The organism is Parahaliea mediterranea (assembly GCF_017255185.1).
Lineage (GTDB): Bacteria > Pseudomonadota > Gammaproteobacteria > Pseudomonadales > Halieaceae > JAFKCZ01.
Window position 1 is genome coordinate 116,198 of sequence record NZ_JAFKCZ010000005.1, and the last position, 26,474, is coordinate 142,671.

The 26,474-nt window shown below is 61.4% G+C and carries 20 protein-coding genes; 2 read left to right on the forward strand and 18 right to left on the reverse strand.

From position 1 onward, the window contains the following. Window positions 1–25: 25 nt before the first annotated feature. The 4 genes from JYP50_RS07455 to JYP50_RS07470 all read right to left on the reverse strand — a co-directional run bounded on the left by JYP50_RS07455 (window position 26) and on the right by JYP50_RS07470 (window position 6,105). Window positions 26–904 (reverse strand): DUF1295 domain-containing protein, encoded by an 879-nt coding sequence (locus JYP50_RS07455; protein WP_206559872.1) that lies wholly within the window; start codon window positions 902–904, stop codon window positions 26–28. Between the two features lie 692 nt (window positions 905–1,596). Beyond that, window positions 1,597–3,351 (reverse strand): AMP-binding protein, encoded by a 1,755-nt coding sequence (locus tag JYP50_RS07460; protein ID WP_277602440.1) that lies wholly within the window; start codon window positions 3,349–3,351, stop codon window positions 1,597–1,599. Further along, complete coding sequence (locus JYP50_RS07465; protein WP_206559873.1) at window positions 3,338–4,540, reverse strand: acetyl-CoA C-acyltransferase; 1,203 nt, start codon at window positions 4,538–4,540, stop codon at window positions 3,338–3,340. The genes JYP50_RS07460 and JYP50_RS07465 overlap by 14 nt, the downstream gene beginning before the upstream one ends. 95 nt (window positions 4,541–4,635) lie before the next feature. After that, window positions 4,636–6,105 carry a carotenoid oxygenase family protein gene (locus JYP50_RS07470; RefSeq protein ID WP_206559874.1) on the reverse strand — a complete coding sequence of 490 codons (1,470 nt, stop codon included), beginning with the start codon at window positions 6,103–6,105 and terminating at the stop codon, window positions 4,636–4,638. A gap of 445 nt (window positions 6,106–6,550) precedes the next feature. Between JYP50_RS07470 and JYP50_RS22120 the strand changes: the two genes are divergently transcribed. Then, window positions 6,551–7,453, forward strand: a complete 903-nt coding sequence (locus JYP50_RS22120) for a winged helix-turn-helix transcriptional regulator (protein ID WP_347136749.1) — start codon at window positions 6,551–6,553, stop codon at window positions 7,451–7,453. A 328-nt stretch (window positions 7,454–7,781) separates the two neighbouring features. Here the strand turns inward: JYP50_RS22120 and JYP50_RS07480 are convergent, their stop codons facing one another. The 14 genes from JYP50_RS07480 to JYP50_RS07545 form a co-directional block, all read right to left on the reverse strand. After that, entirely contained in the window at window positions 7,782–9,128 is a 1,347-nt protein-coding gene (locus JYP50_RS07480; protein WP_347136739.1) for an NTP/NDP exchange transporter, read from the reverse strand. Continuing rightward, window positions 9,125–10,054, reverse strand: coding sequence for an aldo/keto reductase (locus JYP50_RS07485; RefSeq protein ID WP_206559876.1), 930 nt, complete (start codon window positions 10,052–10,054; stop codon window positions 9,125–9,127). Before JYP50_RS07485 ends, JYP50_RS07480 begins: the two co-directional genes overlap by 4 nt. 84 nt (window positions 10,055–10,138) lie before the next feature. After that, complete coding sequence (gene pbpG, locus JYP50_RS07490) at window positions 10,139–10,966, reverse strand: D-alanyl-D-alanine endopeptidase (RefSeq protein ID WP_206559877.1); 828 nt, start codon at window positions 10,964–10,966, stop codon at window positions 10,139–10,141. A 450-nt stretch (window positions 10,967–11,416) separates the two neighbouring features. Beyond that, on the reverse strand, window positions 11,417–12,421 hold the full coding sequence (locus tag JYP50_RS07495) for an NAD(P)H-dependent glycerol-3-phosphate dehydrogenase (protein WP_206559878.1): 1,005 nt from the start codon (window positions 12,419–12,421) through the stop codon (window positions 11,417–11,419). A gap of 3 nt (window positions 12,422–12,424) precedes the next feature. Beyond that, window positions 12,425–14,839, reverse strand: coding sequence for a glycerol-3-phosphate 1-O-acyltransferase (locus JYP50_RS07500; protein ID WP_206559879.1), 2,415 nt, complete (start codon window positions 14,837–14,839; stop codon window positions 12,425–12,427). A gap of 2 nt (window positions 14,840–14,841) precedes the next feature. Continuing rightward, window positions 14,842–16,503 carry an HAD-IB family hydrolase gene (locus tag JYP50_RS07505; RefSeq protein WP_206559880.1) on the reverse strand — a complete coding sequence of 554 codons (1,662 nt, stop codon included), beginning with the start codon at window positions 16,501–16,503 and terminating at the stop codon, window positions 14,842–14,844. A gap of 447 nt (window positions 16,504–16,950) precedes the next feature. Next, window positions 16,951–17,823: a class I SAM-dependent methyltransferase gene (locus JYP50_RS07510; protein ID WP_206559881.1), complete on the reverse strand. Its 873-nt coding sequence runs from the start codon at window positions 17,821–17,823 to the stop codon at window positions 16,951–16,953. Window positions 17,824–17,940: 117 nt separating this feature from the next. After that, entirely contained in the window at window positions 17,941–18,621 is a 681-nt protein-coding gene (locus JYP50_RS07515) for an SCO family protein (RefSeq protein WP_206559882.1), read from the reverse strand. Window positions 18,622–18,629: 8 nt separating this feature from the next. Continuing rightward, entirely contained in the window at window positions 18,630–18,947 is a 318-nt protein-coding gene (locus JYP50_RS07520; protein ID WP_206559883.1) for a cytochrome C oxidase subunit IV family protein, read from the reverse strand. 9 nt (window positions 18,948–18,956) lie between these two features. Continuing rightward, on the reverse strand, window positions 18,957–19,637 hold the full coding sequence (locus tag JYP50_RS07525; RefSeq protein WP_206559884.1) for a heme-copper oxidase subunit III family protein: 681 nt from the start codon (window positions 19,635–19,637) through the stop codon (window positions 18,957–18,959). Window positions 19,638–19,639: 2 nt separating this feature from the next. Beyond that, window positions 19,640–20,320: a cytochrome c oxidase subunit 3 gene (locus JYP50_RS07530; RefSeq protein WP_206559885.1), complete on the reverse strand. Its 681-nt coding sequence runs from the start codon at window positions 20,318–20,320 to the stop codon at window positions 19,640–19,642. After that, a complete protein-coding gene (locus JYP50_RS07535) occupies window positions 20,317–22,074 on the reverse strand; it encodes a cytochrome c oxidase subunit I (protein ID WP_206559886.1) in 1,758 nt (585 codons plus the stop codon). The genes JYP50_RS07530 and JYP50_RS07535 overlap by 4 nt, the downstream gene beginning before the upstream one ends. Before the next feature lie 62 nt (window positions 22,075–22,136). After that, window positions 22,137–23,489, reverse strand: a complete 1,353-nt coding sequence (locus JYP50_RS07540; protein WP_206559887.1) for a c-type cytochrome — start codon at window positions 23,487–23,489, stop codon at window positions 22,137–22,139. A 160-nt stretch (window positions 23,490–23,649) separates the two neighbouring features. Further along, window positions 23,650–24,204: an NAD/FAD-utilizing enzyme gene (locus tag JYP50_RS07545; RefSeq protein WP_206559888.1), complete on the reverse strand. Its 555-nt coding sequence runs from the start codon at window positions 24,202–24,204 to the stop codon at window positions 23,650–23,652. Window positions 24,205–24,683: 479 nt separating this feature from the next. Between JYP50_RS07545 and JYP50_RS07550 the strand changes: the two genes are divergently transcribed. Then, the gene (locus JYP50_RS07550; protein ID WP_206559889.1) at window positions 24,684–26,417 is read left to right on the forward strand and encodes a hypothetical protein; all 1,734 of its coding nucleotides are present in this window, start codon (window positions 24,684–24,686) and stop codon (window positions 26,415–26,417) included. The last annotated feature ends 57 nt before the right edge of the window (window positions 26,418–26,474 follow it).

The window sequence follows — 26,474 nt, forward strand, 5'->3', positions numbered from 1 at the left end:
TTCGAAGTGTCCCCGAGGCCGACGCCTATCGAGGCTTGCGCAGGCGAGGAACTAGAACAGGTGTGCTGGCTTTATAGTTTTCGTACTCGGGTACGCCACCCCAGCGTTTGTCGGCGCTGGCTTCGAGGAGGTTAATACCGCTAATGCGTATGATTAACAGAGCGACGAAAACAGGAGAAATCAACGTGGCATACTGCCAGCCCGACAAAGCCGGAAGCGCAATCATACTAATTCCGATCCACAGGACGATCTCGCCAAAATAGTTTGGGTGACGGGAGTAGGACCAAAGGCCCGACTGAATGAAACCGCGCTCTCCTTTCAGCGCAGCGCGGAACTGTCTCTTCTGAAAATCGGAAACGACTTCAATGGCAAATCCAGAAAGCCAAACACAGAGGCCTGCGATACCCCACGCGCCCAGTGGCACATCGTTATCAGAGCTAATTGCCGCCAATGCGCTCGAGGCGGTAATAAACACCCAGAGACCCTGTAAAGTCCAAGCCGTTAAAAAACGAAGGAAGTATGGTTTGATATGATCAAAGCGGCAATCTGAGCCATCTTTGGAAACGCGTATGAACAGAAAACTTCCAAGGCGAGTTGCCCATATACCAATCAGCAGGGCTAACAACATAGAGCGAATGCCGATATTGTCGACAAGCCAAAGTGCGCAGCCCATCAATGTCAAATAGGTCATAGTACCGACAAGATCATAGAAGTGCTCAGTTTGGTAAAGATAGGCAGGTATAAACGCCAGCCACTGAATTGCAAAGGCCAACATTGCACATAAAACGAAGACCGAGATACCGCCGACCTTAGTTCCGTGACTACTGCCGGCCCATGCCAGTAATCCAGCCACAAGTAACGCGATCGTAATAGCAATTAAGGAGCGGACGCTGCTTGGTTTCATAGACTTGATTCCTTGATGGTACCGTTATTTTAATGTGAACGCGGCGTTGATCTCAGACTCCGATTGGGCATTGTGAATGGCTATAGCCATATGGCGCGAACAGGCGGAGGTACGTAATCAATTAACTTTCATTGTGAGACTATAAAGTAAATTTAGTTTTCGTCAACAAGAATATAACTTGTCAAAAATAGCAACAAATACACAGTGATATATCGATTTGAAAAATCTGATAAATAAAAGCGAAAGACTTTAATAATAGATCTAATGATTGTAGATTTGATGAATAGGTCAAGGACTACTCTAGGTGATATCGATACGGTTGAAACTGTTGCATTTAATGTATAGATATTTACTTGCATTAAAGATCTAAAAATAGAAAATATTTAACGGAAGAAAATTTACGTTGTGGAGCGTCCCTGGCGTCGCAGTAGGGCTGATTTTTCCTGGATGCGGTGCTGGTATTTGCCAAGAGGTGTTCGATTGGCAACTCGCGAGTTGCCATGCATTCTAAATTGTTGGGGTATCTACAAAATTTGCTTTTCAGTACTCTTGATAACTGTATCCATTGTGCTTCAATCCATGCTTGAAATTACGCACCTTTAATCTGGGTTTTCGCCAGAAAATCAATGTGATCATGGGTAGAGCCTGTTTCCTCGCGAGAGCGGTCTGATCACGTGTAAAAATATCTCTATTCACGGTCCGGTGGAGTTATGTGAAACTTCTGCACGCAACTCCTTTCTCAGCACCTTTCCTACAGGTGTCATCGGTAGCTCGGTTCGAAACTCAATTATTTTTGGAACCTTATAAGCTGTTAATTGTTCTCTGCAATATGCAAGCAGTTGACTCTGTGTCAATTCAGGGTCGGATCTTACGACAAAAAGCTTAACAGCTTCTCCAGTTTTCTCATCCTCCACCCCGATAGCGGCCGCATGCTCCACAGAGGGGTGAGCAGTTACAACTGACTCGATTTCATTGGGATACACGTTAAAGCCAGAAACAATAACAAGGTCCTTGACGCGGTCCACTATACGCACCACGCCATCTTCATCGATAGTCGCTATATCACCACTTTTGAACCAGCCTTCTTCGTCAAGTACTTCTTTTGTTGCTTCGGGCTGATTCCAGTAGCCCTTCATGACCTGGGGCCCCTTTATACAAAGTTCCCCGGCTTTTCCAGGTGTGACAATCTCCGCGCCCCGGGCGTCAATCAGTTTCAAGGCCGTGTTTGGAAGTGGTAGGCCGACAGATTGTGGATTGACATGATCACCTGCACCGCTGGCGCACACAACAGGAGAGCATTCGGTCAATCCGTAGCCCTCGGCTATACGGCAGCCAGTGAGTTCGGCCCAGCGCTCGTTAGTATCCGTTGCCAATGCGGCGCCGCCGGAATTGGTTGCTTTCAGGCTGCCGAAATCCAGGTTGCGAAAGCCCGCATGGCGCAACAGTGAAATAAACAGGGTATTCAGGCCGACAAATACCGTGATTTTCCAGGGTTTTAGTGCGCGCACAAATAGATCCGGGTCGCGTGGATTTGCAATCAGAATATTGTGCTGGCCATTATGAGCGGCAGATATCAAGTGCATCGTAAATGCGTAAATGTGATAAAACGGTAGAGGCGCAACGATAACTTCTTCGCCGGGTTTGAAGATTCGTTCTCCCGAGCTGTCGGTTTGCTGTAAGCCTGCATTGATCTGTAGCATGTTTGCGACCAGATTTGCGTGGGTCAGTATCGCTCCCTTGGCAACGCCGGTGGTACCACCCGTGTATTGCAAGGCGGCTATATCGTTGGGTTTTGTGTCTACAGGTTTTTGCTGGGGTGAGCGGCGGCCCATGGCCAAAGCATTACGAAAAGACTTGATTCCCCTAATCGAAAATCTGGGAACCATTTTTTTAATATGATGAGCCAGGAAGTTATATGTGGTGCGTTTGACAAACGGTAACAGGTCGCCGATATTTGTAACGATCACGGTTTCAATTGAAGTGTGCGGTAGCACCTCTGCCACTTTATCTCCAAATGTTGACATGAAGACTAAGGCCTTCACGCCGGCGTCGTTAAATTGGTGTTGCATTTCCCTTGCTGTGTAGAGCGGATTGGTATTAACGATAATCAGCCCGGCCTTCAAGGCACAATACAAAACCACCGGATACTGAAGCAGGTTAGCCATCTGAATGGCTATACGATCGCCAACCTGCAAATCGGTATGATATTGAAGGTAGCGGCAGAATTCGCTGCTCAACTCATCAATTTCTGAGTAAGTAAGCGTATGTCCCATGCCGGTAAATGCAGGACGTTTGCCGTGGCAATCGAACGCGCTTGTCAGTATCTCCAGCAGGTTCTTGTAACTACTGGTGTCGATGCTGTCGGGTATCCCCGGGGCGCGCAACCCATCCCAAAACTCATTTTCCATGATATTTTCAGTATATTGTTGATTTTTAGGTGCGTTCAATCAGTGTTGCCACGCCAACCCCAGCGCCGCCACAAATAGCGACAACACCGCGCTTTAAATCCCGTCGCTCTAGCTCGTCGAGTAGCGTTCCTATCAGAATTCCTCCGGTGGCTCCCAGCGGATGCCCGAGGGCTATGGCGCCGCCATTTACATTAAGGCGTTTAGCATCGATTCCGAAGTGTTTTTGGTACAGCAGCACTGTAGAGGCGAAGGATTCGTTTACTTCCCATAGATCGATATCTTTTGTCCGAATACCGGTAGCTTTAAGCACCGACTCCGTCGCTTTGATATGGCCGTCGAGCATTTTTACCGGCTCACAGCTAGCATTGGCAAAATGCCGCACCGTTGCTCGAGGTTGTAAACCCAGGCGCTCGCAGGTTTTTTGGTTGGCGATCATTACCAGGGAGGCGCCATCGACCAAAGCCGGTGAGCTTCCCGCACTATGTACTGCCTCAAGGGCCGTCCCGGGATAGAATTTATCAATGAGTTTTTGTGCCATTGGGACAAAATCGGTGAAACTGGGCGGTAACTTTGCCAGCGTCTTTAGGGCAAAATCACGGCGGACATTGTTATCATTAAGCAGTAAGGGGCTACCATTGCTTTCGCGGACGGGTACAAGTGATCGATCAAAATAACCCTTGTCGATTGCATTTGCCGCGCGCTTGTGAGATTCACATGCCACGATATCGAGTTGTTCTTTGCTATAGCCCTGTTGTACGGCGATTAAATCCGCCGACACGCCCATATGCATAAAGCGAGAGGTCTTCATGACTTCGGGGTCGCTAAACCAGGGGCCTTTATCGGAGAACATTGGCACTCGGCTCAAGTGCTCAATGCCGCCCGCTACCGCCAGGGATTCCATTCCCGCAATAACTTTGCTGGCCACAATGTTGACGGCATCAAGTCCAGAGCAGCAGAATCGATTAATTGTTGCTCCGGATACCTGATCCGACCAGCCAGCATGAAGTGTTGAGATTTTGGCCAGGTTTGATCCTTGCTCTCCGCTTTGGGTTGAGCAACCCAGAAGCACGTCCTGCACATTGTTACTGTCAAGATGGTTTCGCTCACAAAGCGCTTTATACAGTGGTTTGAGTAGATCTACGGGCTTGCACTTTGCGTATATCCCCGTGTCGGCATTCGCTTTTGCGCGGGGAATACGCACAGCATCGACAATCAGTGCTTCGGGCATGGCTCGTTCCACGTATCAGATGAACAATGGTGATAAAAAATGAAAGTGTGCCGATTACGCTGACCTGAATTTCTTGGCGGCCAGCGCAATCCTCCTTATTCCTGATAGGCGCGAACCGTTGGTCCGTCTGCCCAGGTGGCATGCGTACCGCTACTGATCCTGTGCGGGAGAATGATGCGGCACACCGGACCGGCCTCGATATCCTTGGCGTCGATCAGCACACACTCTGATCGATCATCTTTCATGTCGGTAATGAAACTCACCAGATAGCCGTCATCCTCGTCTTTTGCGTTTACGCGAGGCGCAAATGGTGCTTCACTGCCGAATCGTTGTTCACCAAAAGGCAGGCTCCAGGATGCGCCGGTTTCGGTATCGTGCTTGACGATACCGGAGAACAAAAACATGTTTGGCGCACCCCATACGGAGTACACGTAACGAGATTTCTTGCCGGCATACTGCTGGTTAAACGTGCCAAATTCCAGGTCGCGATCGTCCAGTCGGCCTTCTTTCACTTCACCGGTTTTGAGATTGAAGCGCCATCGGTAGAGCTTTGGCTGAAGATGATTCAAAGCCAGGTGAGCCATCAGCTTTCCTGGGCCTTCGGGCAAGCCGGGAATGGGAGCTGGGTCCGGATTTTCCTGGAAGTACCCCTCCAGTATGACTTCATTACCCTCTTCGTAAGCGTTTAACCAATGGAGCACATAAGTGGCTTTGGCATCGAACTGAAGAATATCCTTTTCTGTGCCATATCGCGGAATAAGCGAGAAACGCGTGGGCAAATCAGGGTGATAACGCGGTAGGTGGATATTGTCCTTGAGCAACTCTTGTTCCCAGAACAGTGGAAGATCTGCGAAGATCGAGTAGTTTTTCGAAAAAGCCATATCGTGAGGCATGCGTGGACCCGGCAGCGGAACAGGCGTGTAATGCACTAGCTTGCCCTGGCGATCAACAACGCCGTAATGTTGATATGGCGGGTACTTCGAATAGTTAAAGAAAAGCATCTCTCCGGTACTTGCATCGACTTTGGGATGGGCAGAGATGCCATCTATCGGCGCCCAGGCAACCACTCCATGCTGCTCAAGGGTGTAGGGGTCCAGCTGGTAGCCATCGCCACACTGCCAGAATGTCGATACGATTTTTCCCGCGTGCACGACCACGTCTGTGGAAGACCCGTCTTTCAAATTACCCTGCGCGCCACAGCCCGGCCGCTTGGACATGTTGTAATCATTGACAAAGCCTGTCCATAGCGCTTCGCCAGCGATTTGCTCTGCCACGAAACCTTTAGTGCGCACAAAGCGGTTGTTGTACTGGGCCTTTCCGTCTCTAAACGACATGGTGTGAATCATGCCGTCGGCATCGAAAGGATGGTAATGGCCAATAGGCTCCTGCACGGGGTTTTCGGTGTTTCTTACATAGACGCCATCGATGTCTTTGGGGATCTCGCCGATCACTTCCATGTCGCTGGCGGTGTATTCGGTGAAGTTTGGAGTCCAGGGGCCGCTCAAATAGGGGTGCGGGCTACTTTTGAGGCTGTGTTTGATCTCGTTCTCATAGGTAATGGGCATGGCTTGCTCCTGCTCAATGCTGGCGCGTGATTACCGCGGAAAATATTAAATTGCATTATGAGACCAAAAATAATGTTGTCAACTACGAGGTTGGCTAGACAATGAAATCCAAAGGAAAATATTCGATAGATATGGCAAAAATAATTTGATGAAAGATACTTGCTCTATAAGAGCATATTGAAGCATTGCCCGCATTCACCGAGCGCCCTTGCAAAGACCGGCAGTAATGTTCCCCATCGCCGGGTATACTGTGGCATCAGCCCCGGTTGGTTAGCGAGCCTGTAAGCGATACAGGCTTAGCCACCATAGATGAAGGAAAGTATTTGATACAATGTGAGGGGCTAGCTGATTGCACTGAATTATTGGGTAGAGCTGTACCTGAATCGGAGTCAAGAATATCAACCAGCTTATCATTGACAACGTCATTGCCGATGGTCTCGATGTCATCGGAGATCGATGGAGTCTGCTCATCTTGCGTGACGCCTTTCTGGGGCGTACTCGCTTTGAGCAATTCCGACGCCATATCGGTATCAGCAAAGCGACACTAACCAGAAGGTTGGACGCACTAATAAATGAAGGGGTCTTGTACAAGCAGCCTGGCTCGGCGTCGTCCACGCGATTTGAATACCGGCTGACCGAGAAGGGGGCGGGATTATTTTCTTCTTCGTTGCTGGCTTGGCAATGGGAGCTGGATTGGTGTGCGGCAGAGCGTGATGGCGCCAAGAGCAGGCTACCTTACGAGTTGTTTCACAGGCGCTGTGGTCAAGAGCTATATCCACTAGCGGTATGCCGTCACTGTCGAAGGCCTGTTCAAGTCGATGACGTAGAACTTCCAGAGCAGGCGCTCAGCCCTCAAAGTCAGCTCGATGAGATTCGTTCGCTTAATCGCTTGCGCCGCGTACGCTCTGCTACCAAGAGCGGTACAGAGGATCTCATGCTGGCCAACATCAGCGATTTAATCGGTGATCGCTGGACGCTATTGTTATTGATCTCTGCGTTTTTCGGCCTTCGTCGCTACGATCAATTCTTGAAGCAGCTGAGCATCGCTTCCAATATTTTAACCGCCCGACTGAATTTTCTCGTTGATGTTGAAGTTTTCGAACGTCGAACTTACCAGGAGAACCCTCCTCGCAGCGACTATCTTTTGAGTGCCAAGGGCAAGTCCTTGTTTCCGATTGTTATGGCTATGCGCCAGTGGGTAATCGACGACCTTGATGCGTCCCATTCGGCGACGGAACTCATCCACACAGCATGCGGAAAAAACCTGGAGATTGATGTCCAGTGTGAAAAATGCTGCGAGATTCCTGCTCGCGCTGACGTGCAGTTTATCGAAGCTGATACGCCGTAGCCGGATATATCCAGCTCTGACCATCAATCGGGTTGGGGAGCCGGCGGAGGCCGAACGAATTCGACCCTACACGGGGGCGGTGATTCCCCCTCTGTAGGGCGGAATTTATTCCGCCAAACTCCCTCAACGCCGGTTCGGTCGTTGGCTCGTTGCGCGCTCCGCCGCCGGATGCCCGCGTGCTGGCACCATAGAAAGAAGCCCGGCATCTCTGCCGGGCTTCTTCGGTGAACTGTGGCGGACAGCGGGCCCCACTTTTCGGGTCATTCATTCCGTCAACCCTGCACCGTGAATAGGTCGAATGAATTCGACCCTACAGGGGGGCAACAGGCTAGGGAGCGGGATCGGCGGCAACAGATTCCGGCTGGGATGTTGCCTCGATATCCGGTCGCATGGCATTGAACCGTCGCCCGAGGTAAATCCCCACCGCCGCCCACAGCGCCGCGATGGCCGCGCCGACGCCGGCGACCGCCGCCATGCCCAGCCCCAGCCCCTGGGTCAGGGCCGTAAAGCCCCAGGCGTTGAGCATATCCCCGCCGCGGTAGATCACGATGTCGATCACCGGCTTGGCCTTGAAGCGCGTCTCCCTGTCCACCGCCGTGAACAGCATCTCCCGCGCCGGTCGCGAAATCGCGTAGTTGCCGGCGCGGCGCGCCACCTGGACCGCCACCACGATAGACACCATCGGCGCGGCGGCCAGTAGCAGCATGCCCGCGCAGATCGCCACCGGCACCATGGCCAGTGTAAAGGGCAGGCCCAGGTGCTTGGCGATGCGACCGGTGGCGAAGGCCGCGATGACTATGGTCAAGGTGTTCACCACCAGGTCCATCGCCGCCCAGATCTGCGCGCGGCGGGCCTCGTCGTAGTGCGCCAGCAGGTTCTTTAGCTCGAAGTAGACGAAGGAGCTGATCGCCGTGTACAGGAAAATGAACAGGCCGATGCCCCATAGGAACCCGCTGTTGCGCTGGAAAAACACCACATAGCCCGCCAGCGGGTTGCCGCCGATCCGAGCGATGTCCCCCGCGTCGGCCTGCGTCTCCTCGTTGTGCAGCGCGGTTGCCTTCAGGCGCTGTAGCAAGCCGATCACCGGCAGGGTCAGTACCAGCATCACCGCCGCCACCAATAGCAGCGGTTCGGTGCCCGCGCTGCCGGCGAGGAAGGTGACCACCGCCGGGCCGGCAATGGCGCCGACGCTGGCCCCAGCGCCGATAAAGCCGAACAGGCGCTTGGACTGTGATTTGGAGAAGGTGTCCGCCATAAAGCTCCAGAACACCGAGATATGGAACAGGCTGAACACGCTGATCCAGACGTAAAAGGCCTTGTCGAGGGTATCCGCGTCGGGCAGCGCAGTAGCGCCGAGATAGAACAGGACGAAGGTGGCGGCGAAGAAGCCGTAGACACCGGGCACCAGGTAGTGAAAGCGCACCCGGGTGACCGCGGCGCCGTAGAGGGACACCGCGATGACGCTGAAGGCAAAGGTGAAGGTCCACAGCCAGCTGACCTCGGCGTCGGTCCAGTTGCTGGCCATGGCGTCGCGCAGCGGGCGCAGCAGGTAGTAGGCACCCATGAGGATGAGCACCAGCAGGAACGAAGTCAGGGTGGCGCTGACTTCACGCGGCTGGATGTCGCAGGCGAGGGCCAGCAGACGCCGCAGGGGGGTGGCCCCGGTGGGCTTCACGCGCTGGCCTGCAGGGACTGGAACACCCGCAGCATCTCCTCGCGTTGCGCCGCGTCGGGCAGTTTGCCGAAGCCCGCCTGCATATTGTCCTGCATATGCCGCATCTTGGACGTGGCGGGGATGACGCAGGTCGCCGCGGGGTGGCCCATGATCCACTTGAGGAAAAACTGCCCCCAGCTCGCGCAATCGAGGTCCGCAGCCACCTCGGGGAGGGCCTGGTCCCGGGTGAGGCCAAACAGTGAGCCGCGCTGGTAGGGGCGGTTGATCATGGTGGCGATGCCCCGCTCGGCGGCGGTGGGCAGCAGCTCGCGCTCCGCCGCGCGGTCGTCGATGTTGTAGCTGAACTGCACGAAATCCAGCGGCTCGCTGCGCATCACCTGCAGGATGTCGGCGTGGTCGCGGCCGTGGGAGGTGGTGACGCCGATGTAACGCACCTTGCCCTCCTCCTTCCAGCGCTTGAGGGTATCCAGCTGGGTGCGCCAGTCCACCAGGTTGTGCACCGCAATCAGGTCGAAGCGGTCCACCGCCATGCGCTGCGCGGACTGCTGCATCTGCGCGATGCCCTCGTCGCGACCGCGGGTCCACACCTTGGTGGCGGCGAACACCGGGGGACGTGGCGACAGCGCGCGCAGGATATCCCCGACCCGGGATTCGGCCTTGCCGTACATGGGCGAGGAATCGATCACGCTGCCGCCGGCCTGGAAGAAGGCTTCGAGGACTTCCCGCAGGGGCGCGATGGCCTCGTCGCTGGCGTCGACATCGAAGGTGCGGGAGGTGCCCATGCCGATGACGGGAACCCGTTCGCCGGAACTGGGGATGGGGCGGGTGATGGTTGTCGCTTGCGACGCGCTGGCGGCGGTGGGCCCGAGCGCACGGGCCGCCATTGCCGCGGCGGTGAACTGCAGGAGCTGACGCCGGTTGAACATGTGCTGAACCCTCGGTTGCCGCAGTGGCAGCACAGTGTTTCAGGCCGCGAGGGCCCGGTCAAGCGCGGGCCGTGCGGGGACGGTTCAGCTGCCGGCGAGCAGCCAGCGGCGCAGGCGGTTGGAGTCGCCGAAGGGGGTGAGTTTGCCGAAGGAGTTGAGCAGCACGATGGACAGCTCCTCGCCCTCGATCTTGGCTTTCATGACCAGGCAGCGGCCGGCCTCGTTGATGTAGCCGGTCTTGGACAGGTCGATATCCCAGTTTTTGTTCTTCAGCAGCCGGTTGGTATTGCGGTAGGTCAGCGGGCCGCGCTTGTGATAGGGGTGCACCACCAGTTCGCGGGTGGTGCTGGCCTCGGTGATCAGGGGGTAGTCGCTGGCCGCGGCCACCATCAGCGCCAGGTCGCTGGCGGTGGACAGATTGTCGGTGTGCAGGCCGGCCGGGTCGGCGAACTGGCTGTTGCGCATGCCCAGGGATTCGGCCTTCAGGTTCATCGCCGTCACGAAGGCCGGCAAGCCACCGGGATAGGTGCGCCCCAGGGCGTGGGCGGCGCGGTTCTCCGAGGAGGCCACCGCCAGGAGGATCATTTCGCGCCGGCTCAGGGTGGCGCCGTAATCGAGCCGCGAGCCGGTCAGGCGGACCAGGTCGCGGTCTTCCTTGGTGATGGTCACCGGCTCCTCCAGGTCGAGGCCGGCGTCGAGGATCACCATGGCGGTCATTAGCTTGGTGATGGAGGCAATGGGGCGCACCGAGTCGGTGTCCTTGCCGTAGATGACGTTGCCCTCGGCGTCGAGGATCAGGGCCGAGGCCGAGCGCAGCCCGGGGTTGCCCTGGAGGTCTATAAATCTGTCGGCGCCGGCCTGGGCCGTGGTGGCACACAGCAGGGCCAGCGCGAGTGCGCGGAAGCTTCGCATGGTTTCAATCCCTTAAGGTCTGGCGACGTCATTATTGTGTGGTTGTCGATGTTGTGTCCGGGTGCCCTACCACCCTTTGACCTTTATTTTGCCTCAGGCCAGTCCGCGAAGCCAGCGGCCTTCCCCGGTCGAATGAATTCGACTCTACGGGGGGCTGTGGGGCGCGTGGGGCGGAATTCATTCCGCAGCTTTTTGGTCGAATGAATTCGACCCTACGGGGGACTGTGGGGTGTGTAGGGCGGAATTCATTCCGCCGCTTTTTGGTCGAATGAATTCGACCCTACGGGGGGGCTGTGGGGTGTGTAGGGCGGAATTCATTCCGCCGCTTTTTGGTCGAATGAATTCGACCCTACGGGGGGGCTGTGGGGCGCGTAGGGCGGAATTCATTCCGCCGCTTTTTGGTCGAATGAATTCGACCCTACAGGGGGGGCTGAGCCGGCGCCCGCAGCCTTACCCCGGTTCGTGTTCCGCGCCGGCATCCACGCGCAGCAGGCCGCGAAAGGCGCGCAGGGCGTTGGACTCGCCGGTGACTACCCGGTACACGTCCTGGGCGATGGGCATTTCCACGCCGTATTGTTCGGCCAGGGCCATCACCGCCGGCGCGCTCTTGGCGCCCTCGGCCACCATGAACATCTCGCGGCTGATGTCCTCCATGGTGCGGCCCTTGCCCAGCTCCATGCCCACGTGGCGGTTGCGGCTCTGGGGGCTGGTGCAGGTGGCGATCATGTCGCCCATGCCGGCCAGGCCGGCAAAGGTCTCGGGGCGCCCGCCCATGGCCACCCCCAGGCGGGTGACCTCCGCCAGGCCGCGGGTGATCAGCGCCGCGCGGGTGTTGTCGCCGGCGCCCTGGCCATCGCCCATGCCCACCGCGATGGCGATAATGTTCTTGAGCACGCCGCCGATCTCGCAGCCCAGCACGTCGTCGTTGGTGTACACCCGGAACAGCCCGCTGTTGAACAGCTTTTGCAGTTCGCAGAGGATCACCTTGTCGGTCATGGCGATCACGCTGGCCGCCGCCTGGCCGGCCATGATCTCCCGCGCCAGGTTGGGGCCGGTAAGCACACCCACCGGGTGGCCGGGCAGGATCTCGTTGATGATCTGCGTCATGCGCATGCGGGTGTCCAGCTCCAGGCCCTTGGTGAGGCTGAGCACCGGCACCCAGGGGCGCAGGTGCTTTTTTACCTCCAGCAGCACGGCGCGGAAGTTTTGCGAGGGAATGGCCATCACCAGCACGTCGGCGTCCGCCACGGTTTCCTCGATATCGCTACTGGCCACCAACTTGTCCGGGAGCACGCAGTCGCCCAGGTATTTGCTGTTGCGGTGGCGCTGGTTGATGTCCGCGACGGTGTCGGGATTGCGCGCCCACAGGGTGATGGGGGCGTTGCGGGCCACCAGGGAGGCCACGGTGGTCCCCCAGGAGCCGCCGCCCAGCAGACCGACCTTGAGACTTAACATGCGTTACCCTCCGCTTTCCCGGGCCTGTGTGGTGAACTGCGGCCCCGTGGTTTCCAGGAGGCCGGGCATCGCGTCCGCCTCGTAGTCCACGGTGGCCCGGTTGGCCAGGGCGATGGCGCGCAGCACGTCCAGGCGTCGCAGGATTTCGCGCAGCTCCCGCGACAGCGCCCGGCGTTGCTCCGCCAGTTCGTCCCGGCCGCCCTCGGCGAGCCGGCGCGATTGCAGCAACTGGAAGCCGTTTTTGAACAGCAGCTTGCCGATCGAGGCCTCGCTGCTGATGCGGCGCTGCATCCAGGCCTGCCGGCCCAGCTTCAACGCGCGACTGACGCAGTCGGACTCCTCCAGCGACTCCCAGGGGTCGAGCCGCGCCGCCAGGTCGGCCACCACCGAGTAGGCCTCGGCGTAGGTGAGCAGGGACATGTGCGCCACCAGTGGCCGCAGCCGGGTCAGCAGTCCGGTGAAGCCCTGGCGGCCGCTCTGGATGGTCTGTTCCCAGTCCGGCGCGTAGCGCTCGAGTTCCTCGCGAATCTGGCTGTGGAATTCGGCGGTGGGGGAGTAGAAGAACTCGAACTTGAACAGGTCGCGCAGGTTGTCCACTTCGGCCCAGAAGCGTTCCAGCGGCGCGTTCAGCGCATCCTCGCTGGCTTTCACCAGGGCCAGTTCGATGATCGCCTTGTTGACGAAGAAATGGATGATGGTATTGCGGTAGTAGCTGGCCACCGGCTGCTGCTCGGGGGCCACGCCGTACACGGTTTCCGGCCCCTCGTCGTAGCGGGTGACGATGCCCTCGTCGATCATGATGCCCAGCAGGCCGTCCATCTGTTCGGCGTAGGTGCGGTCGAAATCCGGGGAGATGCGCAGGCCGCGGTCCTCGGCCCACTGCAGCAGGCGGTCCAGGTCCTCGGCCACCTCGCCCTCCGCCAGGGCCCGCGGCGCGGCCCCCAGCAGGCTCATGGCCACCAGGGCGGGGAAGGTGATCGGGGTGACCCGGTTGGCTTCCACCGCGACCTCGAAGGCGATTTTTGACAGTGCCAGGCTGTCCTCGGGTTCCGGCGCGCGCTCCAGCACCACCGGCTTGCCGATGTCCATGTACACCTTGCCCATCGGGCGCGCCAGGCTGCGCACGTAGCCGATAAACCAGCGCAGGGACTCGGCCCCCTTGCCGCGCCCGGTCTGTTCGGTGGCGTACTCCTCCACGTCGCGGATCAGGTCGTAGCTGATGGTGACCGGAATGATGTGGATATCGCGCGCGTCACTGGCGTGGCAGGCCTCGAGCACGTACTTCAGCAGGCCGTAGCGCGGCGGCATCAGTTTGCCCAGGCGCGAGCGGGTGCCCTCGAAGGACCAGTTCATCGGGAAGCGCTTTTCCATCAGGTAGCCGATGTAGTGGCGCAGGGTCAGCTTGTACAGCTCGTTGTCCTTGAAGCTGCGCTTGATGAAGATGCCGCCGGCGCGGTGTACCAGGAAGCCGATGCCGGCGAAGTTGATGTTGGCGCCGCCGAACATGTGGGGCATGGGAAAGTCGTTGTCGTACAACACCTTGGGCACCACCATGCCGTCGAGGTAGGTCTTGTGGGTCCACAACAGTAGCGAGGGGTGGTCGCGCACAGTGTTGCGCATTTGTTCCACCGCCTCCTGGTCGTAGACGATACGGTCCTCGTAGCCCAGGCCCAGGCAGAAATTATTGAAGCGGGCGTAGACGTCCAGCCAGAAGGTGCTGGGGGTGGAGATCATCTCCTTCATGTAGCCGGCCGCTTCCTTCATCAGCTCCGGCTTGCTCTTGCCCTGCTCCCGGGCGATGGCCTCCACTGCTTCGTTGTAGCCGCGGTTGGCGCACAGGCTCTCGGCCACGTAGCGCGGCACCTTGTAGCGGCTGCCCTGCAGGTGCCGCTCGGCGATCTCGAGCACGATGGCCGCCTGGCGGGCGACGAATACCGCGAAGGCCTCGCGGTCGGCCGCGCCGTCGCGCTGGTACTTGCGCTGGTAACGCTGGCGCAGGTTGGCGAGGGTGTCGGGGGCGCCGGCGACCAGGTGCATCCGCTCGGGTTCGCGCGCCAGCATCTTGCGCGCGCGGCGGGCGCTGGGGTGTCGGGGGTCGCCGAGAATCAGGTCGCGGATGCGCGGGCCGGCGTCGATCTCGGCGCGGCTCAAGGTCCAGGCCACGCGCAGGGGCGCGACCACCGTGGCGTCATCCATCGCCAGGTGGTCCGCCAGGTCCCCGGTGTCGATACCCTTGCGGTCGTCCTGCAGTGCCAGTACCACCTGAACGCCGTGGGGGTTTTCGCCGGCGTGCTGGCTGATCCACTGGCGCAGCAGGTCCAGTTCCACCCGGTTGCGGGCGTCGAGAATGAATACCACCGCCTGCTCGCCGGACTCCGGCCAGGCGCTGTGTTGCTGGAACGCGCGAGCCAGGACCATGTTTATTCGGCGCCGCGCCGTGGCGGCTCGCTCGTGGCGGCCGATTTCGGTCGCGCCCTCGGCCTGGGGGGTGTTTTGCCGTTGGCGCCCGCGGCGTGACCGCGCTTGGCCTTGGCAGGGGTTTTGCCGGGGCTTTTGCGCGCCTTGGCGGGCGCCTTTTTACGCCGCGGCTCCTTGGCGGGCGCTTTTGGCGCGGCCTTCTGTGAGGCTTTCGGCGTGGCCTTCGGCGCGGCCTCCAGTGGTTGGCCCAGGGCGGCCAGGAAACGGTTGCGCACCTCGCGCACGTGCTCGTCGATATCCTCCACGCGCCAGTCGTCGGTATCCACCGGCGGCAAGACTTCCACCTCCACGGTGGCGGGACGGAACACGAATTCGCCCTTGGGCGCGACATCCCCGGCGTTGCGAATCACCACCGGCACGATGGGTACGCCCGCCTGCATGGCCAGGTGGAAGGCGCCCTTCTTGAAAGGCAGCAGTTTGGGCGACACGCTGCGCGTACCCTCGGGCGCCAACACCACCGATTTGCCCTCGGTACGCATCGCCTCCACCAGGGGCGCCATGGCGTCGATGGCGCTTTTGGCGTTGGCGCGGTCGATCATCACCACGCCCCCCATTTCCAGGACCTTGCCGATGACCGGGAGCTTCTTGATCTCCTTCTTGCCCACGCCGGCGATATCGCGGCGCAGCAGGCTGGCCATGATCACCACGTCGGCCTTGCTCTGGTGGTTGAAGATAAACACCGCGGGGCGCCGGGCCCACAGGTTTTCCTCGCCCTTCACATTGAGGTGCAGGCCGATGAGGGCGCTGGCGGTGTCGGCGAACAGGGAAAAGGAGAAATTCAGGGAATCGCGCCGGGAGCCGGTGAGGGCGTAGATCGGCAGCCCGGCGGCGAAGCTCGGCACCAGGCTGACGGTGGCGGCGACCGAGCGCACCCATTGCGACAGGCTGGGCCTGCCGCGACTGCCAAAGCGTACCACCGGCCACTGGTGGTCCCGGGCGACCCCGGCCAGCCGCGCGCTGGGGTTGAGGGCTCGCGGGTGACCCACCCGCTCCAGCAGTAGCTGGTCGTCGGTGCTGTCGCTGTAGAAAAAACTTTGGTCGAGATCGGCCCCGGTCTCGGCGGCGAGGGCCTCGGCGGCGTCCACCTTGCCCTGGCCGAAACAGGTGGGGCTGACCAGGTGGCCAGTAAAGCGGCCGTTCTCCACCTCGAGTTCGGTGCACAGTACATGCTCAATGCCGAGATCCGCGGCGGAGGCGCGCACCTGGTAGGGCGTGGCCGAGGAGATAACCGCGACGGTGTGCCCCTTGGCCTGGTGGGCCTCGATCAGTTTGCGGGATTCGGGGTAGACCATGCGCGCGATCTGTTTCTGGTACAGCCGCTCGCCGATCTCTTCGTAGGTCGCCTCCTCGATGCCGCGCATGAACTGGGCGTTGACCGCCATCATGGCGGAGAAACCCAGGTTGCCCAGGCCGAAACTGGTCATTGCCGCGGACAGTTCCACCAGTTGGCGGGGAGACAGATCGCCACGGCGTATCTGTTCGCGGATAAACACGGTGGCGGAGTAGCCGGCGATGACGGTGCCGTCGAAGTCGAAGATAGCCGCGACGCCGGGGCCGTCCGGGGAGGACTCGATGTCCTGCAGCAATTGCGCGAGTGTTGCCATGGTATTCCTGCCCGCCTGTTATGTTGTACCGGGCATTCCCCTGCCCTTCCCTGAAAGCATAACCTATTAACGGGCGGTTCGCGCAAATCGTGTGCAAGGTCGGGTGGTGGTCGGCACGCGGACTGCTGGTCGCGGGGAGCGGGAAGCGGAAAAAAACGCCGCGGCACGTCCCGGTGCCGCGGCGCAGAGGGGGTAATGCGCCCTGTTGGAATTTCCAGGCCCCGGGTATCCGGTCCGCTACCGGATCACGTCCCCCGACCTCGCCTGTGGGGTGCCTCTGACAAACACCCCTGGACCACTCCCCCGATGGGGTAGCGGCGATTTGCGATCGAGGGTCACCCCATGCATGCCGTACGATCCGCCGCTACAGCTTCAGTATAGGAGGTGCCCGGGCAACGACAAGAAATCACCTCATGATATTTTATTATTTCTTGCCATAGACAGCGGTTATTTCACGGGTTGCCAGTCCCCGTCGCTTGCGGCCCTGCGGAACAACAGGGTCATGCGGTCCGACTCGCCGATCGCGTCCATCGCGGCGCGTTGGTTCGGGTCGTCGCCGCTACCGGCATAGGAGGGCGGCAGGCGCCATACGATGTCCTTTTCTCCCGGTTGGTCATCGGGGTTGGCATTGATTTCGCTGCTGGCCACCAACTCGAAACCGGCCTGCTCGAAGCGTTCGATTACCGCGGACTGCTTGAGGTAGCCCCGGCTGCCATCGGCGCCGCTGGCGCTTTCCGGCACGCGGTGTTGCACCACACCCACCAGGCCGTCGGGTTTGAGCATCGCGCGCACCGCCGACAGCGCTTGCGACAGCGTGCCCGCCTCGTCTTCGAAGCGGGCCAGATTGTGCAGGGCGCGGACCATCAGCACGCGGTCGACGCTGCCCTGGGCTTGCGGCGGCACGGTGCCGAAGGTAAAGCCGGCGGTTGACAGGTCGTCGCCGGTGTAGCCGCGGGCCTGTTTGGCGAAGTTCTTTGTCGCCGCCAGGCGCTCCTTCACCCAGTCGTCGCCGAAGCCGAACATCGGCCACATGCGATCGACGTAGCTCACCCCGTACAGTGTGCCGCCCGGGGCCAGGTAGGGCGACAGGATGCGCGTGTACCAGCCGCCTCCGGGCAGTGCCTCGGCGACGGCCATGCCCGGCTCGACACGAAAGAACGCGAGGGTTTCCGCGGGGTGGCGGAAGTCGTCCCGGGCGCGATCCTCGGCGCTGCGCTCCGCGAGGATCGCAGCCAGCTTGTCGTCGTCTGCCCGTGCCGCCTGGCCCGGTAAAATGGCGGACAGGGCCAGGATTGCCGCCAGGGCTGTCAATACACGCATGATCATTTCCTCTATTGGATGGTTTGCGATGTTTTGGCCAGGCCAAGATTGGCCCAGGCGGGCGCCGTGTGCAAGCCCGTTCACCGCGCTGTGCCTGGCGTCTTATCGCATCCCCCGCTAGCCCAGGTGGTTGCGTATGGCCAGGTAGTCGCGCAGCACGGTGTCGGGATCGAAGCCCGGCTGGGTGGAGGACGGATTGTCCGGTTTGAAGATGGCCTGCAGTTCGCCGGCCGGGTTGATCAGGTACAGCGTGACACCGTGGGCGACCTGGTAATCGGGGAAGGGCGGCCCGTCGCTGGCGGCGGGGTCCGGGCTCAACGTGTAGGTCATGCCCAGGCCCCGCTCAAAGGGCAGGTGGCGATCGTCGTTGCCCTCGCGGTGGGTCAGGCCGATAAATTCGCGGTCGAAGAAAGCCAGGTAGCTTGCCAGCTGCGCGGGGGTGTCCCGGCGGTGGTCGACGCTGTAGAACACAAAGCGCAGCTCGCGCTTTTGATCGGCGGGCAGCCGTTCGGCAACGCTGGTGAGCTGCGACAGGGTGGTGGGGCAGATGTCCGGGCAGGTGGTGAAACCGTAGGAGAGCAGGTGCCACTCCCCGCGCAGGTCGCTGTTGTCAAAGCGTTCGCCCCACTGGTCGACCAGCTCGAAATCGGGCAGGGCCCGCGGCTGCTCCAGTAGCACGCCCTGAATGTGTGGTGGCGGCGCCGGCCGCAGGAGCAGGAGGGCGATGGCGACGGCGGCGATGGTCAGGTTGGCCGCCGCGAAGCCCAGCAGCATGCGTCGGCGCGGTGACAGGGCCATGATTTACCTCATTCGTCAAAGAACGTCAGCCGCATGAGATGGGTGTGGTCGCCCTCGATGGACATCAGCGCGATCAACACCGCGATCGCGAGCAGGGGCAGGAACAGCACGTACTTCAGCGACAGCCGTTCCCAGGTGAGGTGCATGAAAATCGCGATGATGAAGCCGGCCTTGAGGAACATGAACAGCAGGATCAGCGACCAGCGCAAAAAGCCCTCCAGGTGAAAGTAATCCACCAGGTAGGAAAAGGTGCTGAGCACGAACAACAGCAGCCAGATCTTGAGGTAGATGCCAATGGGGTGTTGCTGGCCGGCGGTCTCACTCATAGCGAACCCTCACCACAGGTAGAAAAACGCGAAGATAAACACCCACACCAGGTCGACGAAGTGCCAGTAGAGCCCGGCGATCTCGACAATGGCGTAGCCCTTTTGCTCGTAGCGACCCTTGGCTACCCGCCGCGCCACGATGGCGAGGTAGATCACCCCGGCGGTGACGTGCATGCCGTGGAAGCCGGTGATCATGAAGAAAGTGGAGCCGAACTGGGCGGCGCCCATCGGGTTGCCCCAGGGCCGCACTCCCTCCTCGACGATCAGCTTGGTCCACTCGAAGGCCTGCATGCCCACGAAGGAGGCCCCCAACAGTGCGGTGGCGGTCATCAGCCACACCGTTTTGCGGCGGTCCCGGCGATAGGCGCAGTTCACCGCCATGGCCATGGTGCCGGAGCTGGTGATGAGTACGAAAGTCATGATCGCGATCAGGATCAGTGGCAGGTGCACGCCGGCGATCTCCAGCGCGAACACTTCGCTCGGGTTGGGCCACTCGGCGGTGGCCGACATCCTCACGTTCATGTAGCTGGTGAGGAAAATGCTGAAAATGAAGGTATCCGAGAGCAGGAATATCCACATCATCAACTTGCCCCAGGGCATGTCGAAGGCCTGCTTGTCGGCGGCCCAGTCGGCCACCATGCCGCTGACGCCGGGTTCGGTGTAGCTGTCTTCTCGGGTGCGTGTGTCCATAGTCAGAATCCGCACATGGCCGCCAGGGCGTTGAGAGTCTCCGGCGGGCTCGCGAGCAGCGCGAATAGCACCAGCCACACCGCCAGAAGGAAATGCCAGTACTGGGTGCACAGACCCAGCGGGCCGCCGAGCGAGGCCCCGGCGCCGTCGTACCACACCCGGAACACGATGTTGGACAGCACCACCAGTCCGCCCAGCAGGTGCAGGCCGTGCACCGCGGTGAGCAGGTAGAAATAGCTGTTGGCGGGGTTGCTACTCAGGTAGAAACCGAGGGCCTGAAGGCGCAGCCACAGGTCGAGTTGCGCCAGCAGGAAGGCGATGGCGAAGAACACGGCGATGCTGATGCCGAGCACGGCGCCGTTGAGCCGTTCGCGCCTGGCCGACCACAGTCCGCCCTGCATGCCGACGCTGCTCAGTGCCAGCAGGCCGGTGTTGAACCACAGCCGGCCGGTGTCGTTGAAGGGCTGCCAGGGCTGCCCCGCCAGGGACTGGAAGTCGGGATACTGGGAGCGCGACAGGTAGGTGATGATGAACAGGAAGAACAGCACCCCGACGATCGCCATGATGAAGCGCACCGCGATGCGGGCCGGCCCCAGCGGGTCTACCGGCGCCGCGGCCGGGTGACCGGCCAGGGCCGGTTCGTGCTCCCAGGGCTTCTCGCGCAGTGTCCGAAACAGGCTCATGCGGGTCCTCCCGGCGCGTTGCTGCGCTCATCGTCGGAGACGGGGTGATTCTGGGGAATGAAGTCCTGGTCGGCTCCCGGCACGCTGTAGTCGTAGGCCCAGCGATAGACCGCCGGCAGTTGCGGGCCCCAGTTGCCGTGATGGGGCGGCACGTCGGGCGTCTGCCACTCGAGGCTGGTGGCGCCCCAGGGATTGCGCGGCGCGCGTTCGCCGTGGCGCAGGCTCCAGAACACGTTGACCAGGAACAGTAACTGGCTGGCGCCGACGATCAGCGCCGACACGGTGATCGAGGCGTTGAGCGACATGGCCGATTCGGGGATGAATTCGGTGCCGCTGATGGCGAAGTAGCGCCGTGGCACGCCGAGAAAGCCCAGGTAGTGCATGGGCAGGTAGATGGCGTAGGTACCGAGGAAGGTCAGCCAGAAGTGCGCCTTGCCCAGGCCCTCGTTGAGCATGCGCCCGGTCATCAGCGGGTACCAGTGATAGATGGCGGCGAACAGCACCATGATCGGCGACACGCCCATCACCATGTGGAAGTGGGCCACCACGAAATAGGTGTCCGACAGCGGCAGGTCGATGGTGACGTTGCCCAGGAACAGGCCGGTGAGGCCGCCGTGCACGAAAGTGAAGATAAAGCCGATGGCGAACAGCATCGGCACCCGCAGGTGAATGTTGCCGCGCCACAGGGTGAGTACCCAGTTATAGACCTTGATCGCCGTGGGCACGGCGATGATCAGGGTGGTGGTGGCGAAGAAGAAGCCGAAGGCCGGGTGCATGCCGCTGACGTACATGTGGTGGGCCCAGACCACGAAACTCAGGGCGCCGATAAAGACGATCGCCCACACCATCATGCGGTAGCCGAAAATGTTCTTGCGCGCGTGGCAGGCGAGCACGTCGGAGACCATGCCGAAGGCGGGCAGGGCGACGATGTACACCTCGGGGTGGCCGAAGAACCAGAACAGGTGCTGGAACAATACCGGGCTGCCGCCGGTGTATTCCAGGCTCTCCCCCAGCGACACCAGCGCGGGCATGAAGAAGCTGGTGCCCGCCAGCTTGTCGAGCAGCATCATGATGGCGCTCACCAGGAGCGCGGGGAAGGCCAGCAGGCCGAGGATGGTGGCGGTGAAAATGCCCCAGATGGTCAGCGGCATGCGCATCAGCGTCATGCCCCGGGTGCGGGCCTGCAGCACCGTGGTCACGTAGTTCAGGCCGCCCATGGTGAAGGCCACGATGAACACCGCCAGCGACACCAGCATCAGCACGATGCCCCAGTCCACCCCGGGAGTGCCCTCGAGAATGGCCTGGGGCGGGTACAGGGTCCAGCCCGCGCCGGTGGGGCCGCCGGGGACGAAGAAGCTGGCCAGCAGGATGAGTACCGATAGCAGGTACACCCAGAAGCTGAGCATGTTCATGTAGGGGAAGACCATGTCCCGGGCACCCACCATCAGCGGGATCAGGTAGTTGCCGAAGCCCCCCAGCAGCAGGGCGGTGAGCAGGTAGATGACCATGATCATGCCGTGCATGGTGACGAACTGCAGGTAGGCGCCGGGAGTGATGAAGTCGAAGGTGTCGGGGAAGCCCAGCTGTAGCCGCATCAGGGCGGACAGCGCCAGGGCCACCAGGCCCACGAACACCGCGGTGAGGCCGTACTGGATGGCGATGACCTTGTGGTCCTGGCTCCAGATGTACTTGGTGACGAAGCTCCGGGGGTCGTGCAGCTCCAGGGTCTGGTCGGCCAAGGCTGTGTGTTGCATGGAATTGACCTCTCTCGGTGAATACCCCCGGCCCGTCGGCCGGGGGTAGCGTGCGCCCTCGTCTACAGCGTGTTTACATAGGACAGCAGATCGTCGATGGATTGTTCGTTCTGCAGGGTCCTGGCCATCATCGTCATCTGGTGGCCGTAGTTGTCCGCCTGGTGCGCCCCGCGGATGCCCTCGCGGAAATATTTCAGTTGCCGCTTCAGGTACCAGTCCTGCTGCCCGGCCAGGCGCGGCGCCTGTAGCGCGTGGTTGCCCTGCCCGCGGGCGCCGTGACAGGCGCCGCAGGTGTTGAAATGGCCGGCGCCCCGCCGCGGGTCGCCGTCGAGGGTGGGTTCGCTGTCCGCCGCGGGCAGGCTGGCGACATAGGCCGCGAGGTTGCGCAGGGCGCTGTCCGAGGCGATGGTGCCGGCCATCGCCGCCATTTGCGCGCCGAAAGTGTCGCCCTCGTGGGCTCCGCGCACGCCCTGGCGGTAGTAGCGCAGCTGGCGTTCCAGGTACCACGCTTCCATGCCCGCGATCGCCGGGGCGTTCATCTGCAGGTTGCCCCTGCCCTCGGGGCCGTGGCAGGCAACGCAGGTGGCGTACTGCCGCTCGCCCGCCGCCGGATCGGCCGCCGGCCGCGCGCGCTGCTCGGCCCAGGTGGTCTGGCCGCCGAGCCAGGCCTTGAAGTCCTCTTCGGTGTCCACGATGACGCGACCGCGCATGGCATAGTGGGCGATGCCGCACAGTTCCATGCACAGTACGTCGAAGCTGCCGGTGCGGGTGGGGGTGAACCAGGCATAGGTCACCGAACCGGGCAGCATATCCATCTTGACCCGGAACTGCGGCACCGCGAAGTCGTGCAGCACGTCCTTGGAGCGCAGTAACATTTTTACCGGCCGGTCCACCGGCAGGTGCAATTCGTTGCTGCGCACCAGGATGTCGTCGGCGCCGGCGGGGTCGCCGGGACTCATGCCAAAGGGGTTGTCCGGGGCCACGTAGCGGGTCGCCACCTCGCCCAGCTTGCCGTCCTCGCCGGGAAAACGGTAGCTCCACTGCCACTGCTCGCCGAGCACTTCGATCTCGTCGGCCCCCTCGGGCACCTGGGTAAAGTCGGCCCACACCACCAGGCCCGGCGCCAGCATCGCGGCCACGCCCACGGCGGTGATCGCGGTGAGCCAGGTTTCCAGGCGCTTGTTCTCGGGTTCGTAGTGGGCTTTTTGCGCCGGCCTGTGGCGGTAGCGGTACACCGCGTAGGCCATGAACAGGTTGACGGCGACGAACACCACGCCGGTGATGTACAGGGTAATATCGATGGTGGTGTCGACGGTGTCCCAGTTGGAGGCCAGGGGCGTAAACCACCAGGGGCTCAGGACGTGGAACAGGAGCGAACCCAGTACCAGCACAATCAGTGCGATAACCAATTTCATAGCAGCTCCGTCCGACCGTTATTGTTGTTGGTTGTTCGGTGTTGCCAACCCATCCACCGGCGACCTCACTGGCATCGCCGGACCACGCCGCCCCGGTGCCGGGCCTCGCGGCCCGGGCAGGTCGGGCATTGCTGTTTTCCCGCGCCTCGCTAGCCCTCGATCAGGGTGCCAGGCGCATGAAGTTCGCCCACTTCTGCTGCAGCATCACCACCCACCGGGGCGTGGACGAGCCGTCGCCCGCGGCCTTGAGTTTGGGGTGCTTGTCGACCACCGCGCGCAGGACGTCCTCCTGCTTGCGGTCGACATCCACGAACAGGATGTGTTTGCCGTTCTTCAGCTCTTCCTGGAAACGCTTGAAATCCACGTGGGGCTCGCCGATACCGATCAGGCCGCCCTCCCAGGTGCAAAAGCCCAGCACCACCACGGCCAGGAAGATCGCCGGCACCCAGGTGTAGGTTTCCGTCAGTCCGGAAAACCAGGCCAGCACCAGTACCGCCGCGGCGCCGATGACGCCGACCACCGCGCCGAGTTCGGTGCTGTGCACCACGTCCTTTTTCAGCACCGCCTCCACCTCGTGCAGGTGGTGCAGCTCGACGCCAGCGTCGTCCTCGCTGAGCACGTGTATCTGCGGTTTGAGCAGGCCGGCCTGTTCCAGATCCCGTTCCACGAGTTCGAGGTCGTCGAGATCGTTGCTGATGTAATAGTGGCGTTTCATGTGCGGTCTCCCCAGTCGAACAGGCCTGCCGTCGCACGCGAGCCGGGGAATCGAGACGACAGTAACCCAGCCCGTGTGCATGTCCACCGTCGGGCAGGAACTGTCAGGAAAAGCGCCGGCAGAATCCTGTCACGACGTTTGACCCGAGTATAGCACCGGGGTTTGCGGCAGTCAGAGAGGGGGCGGGTCTGGTGGCGGCGGCGCCGGTTTTTAAAAGTTATCGAGATAAGAACAAGGCGCTGTTAGCAAAAACCATTCTTAGATAGCGCAAAAAACAACCAGTTTTTGCCGATGCAATCCTTGTATCCCTTTGATGCCCTTGTTTTTAATATCGTTTCGTCACAAGAATTCTTATCGAAACGCTGGAAAGATTCTAAAGACCCCCGCCGATCGCCGTAGCGATGCCACATGCCAAGCGGGTTTTCACGCTCGTGATTACGCGGGATACTGGGGCCCTGTATCGTCGTCGCGGAGTTGTCTTGCCCCCCGGATACCCCACCGAGAACTCCGCGGCGCGGACGCCAGTCTGGTGCGCGTTGGCGCTGGCCGCCATATTCGCGCTGGGCCTGGCGCCGCGTCTCTACAGTGCCCTGACCCTGGGGTGGGACTGGTACTACCCCGGCAGTTTCACCCTGGTCAATTTCGACGAGGGCGGGTCCTGCCGCGCGGCCCTGGACGGGTTCGACTACCCGACCTTTGTCGGCCGCCAGACCGTGGCCCTTAACAGCGCCCTGGGCAGGCCGCCGCCAGCGGGCATCCGCGGCGACGCCCGCGCGGTCAAGGCCTATTGCCACAGCCCGGGGCATATCCGCGTGGCGCGGGTCTACGCGGCGCTCACCGGCGCCCTCACGCCCGTCCTGGTGGGGCTGATCGCGCTGCGGTTGGTGCCCGCGAGGCCGGCGGTGGCGCCGACCGCCGCGGCCCTGCTGGCCCTGTCGGGCTTTCATATCGGCGAGTCCCACAGCGGCACGGTGGATGCGCCCTCGGTGTTTTTCATCTACTTGTTCCTGGCGGTGCTGGTGGCGGCCACCCGCGGCTGGCGCGCGGGGCGCTGGCTCGCACCGCCCCTGTTACTGATGGCGGTGTGGGCCAAGGCGTGGCTGTTCGCGATATTCGCCTACGCCGCGGTGTTGCCGGCGGCCTGCTGGCGCTGGCTCGGTCGCGGCTGGAGCGCGCGGCGCCTGGCGGCGGCGGTGCTGGCGGCAGTGGTGCTGTTTGGCTGCCTCACCAATACCGATTTCCCCGTGGCCGCCTACCCGCTGTTGGGGCTGTTCTACCTGCTGGTGCCGTGGCGGCGTATCCCCCGGCCCGCCGTTGCGCTGTGGCTGTTGCTGCCCTGGCTGGCCTGGGCCGCCAGCGCGCTGCCGCTGGTGGAGAGTTACGCCATCGGTGGCCTGGAGGGCCGTTTCGGCGCGGGCTACGGCGCCATCGGCTGGCACAAGTGGCCGCGCAACCTGCTCAACCTGCCGCTGGTGCTTGTCGTTGGCCTGGGACTGCCGGCGGCGCTGTGCATTCCCTTTGGCGCGCGCGCTCTGCTGCGCGATCCGGGCGCGCCGCGCGCCTGGTTGTGCCTGCTGCCGGTCGGGGTGTTCGCCCTGTTTATGCTGGTGCCGGCGGTGGTGACCTATTACCGCCACTACCTGGTGCTGCTGCCGGCGGCGGCGCTGCTCGCGGCGCTGGGCTACTGGTCGCTGTTCGGGCGGCGGGGCCGGCTGTGGCTGCCGCTGTTTCTGTTGTGGCCGGCGCTGCTGGCCCTGGACCTGGAGGCGGACTACCACCGGGACCCGCGTATCGCCCTGGCGGCCTGGTATGCCGAACACCAGCCCCGGGGGGTATTCGCCACCTATTACACCAACCCTCCGCCGGGGGCCCGGTACGCGCTGTTCCGCCCGGAACACGCGGCGGGCGGCCAGTCGGCTCCCCTGCGACGCGCCGACTACCTGCTGCTGAGCGAGAACTGGTACGACACGGCCTTTGCCAACGAGCTCAACGGCCCGCTGGCGGGCGACCTGGGCAAGCTGGTAAAAACCACCCCGGCGCGGGCGCGTTTTTACCGCCTGGCGCTGGCGGGCGAGCTGGACTACCTTGAGCCCGCGGCCGTGTTCAGGGTCTTCAACTTCATGCCCGAGCTGGTGTGGCACAAACGCTGGTACGGAACCTTTCAGCTGTTTGTGGGCGATATCCATGCCTACCGGATTGTCGACGACACTTGATCCGGTGCACGCAAGTTGCGGAAACTAGTCACACGCGCGGGCCATCGGCCCGCGGCC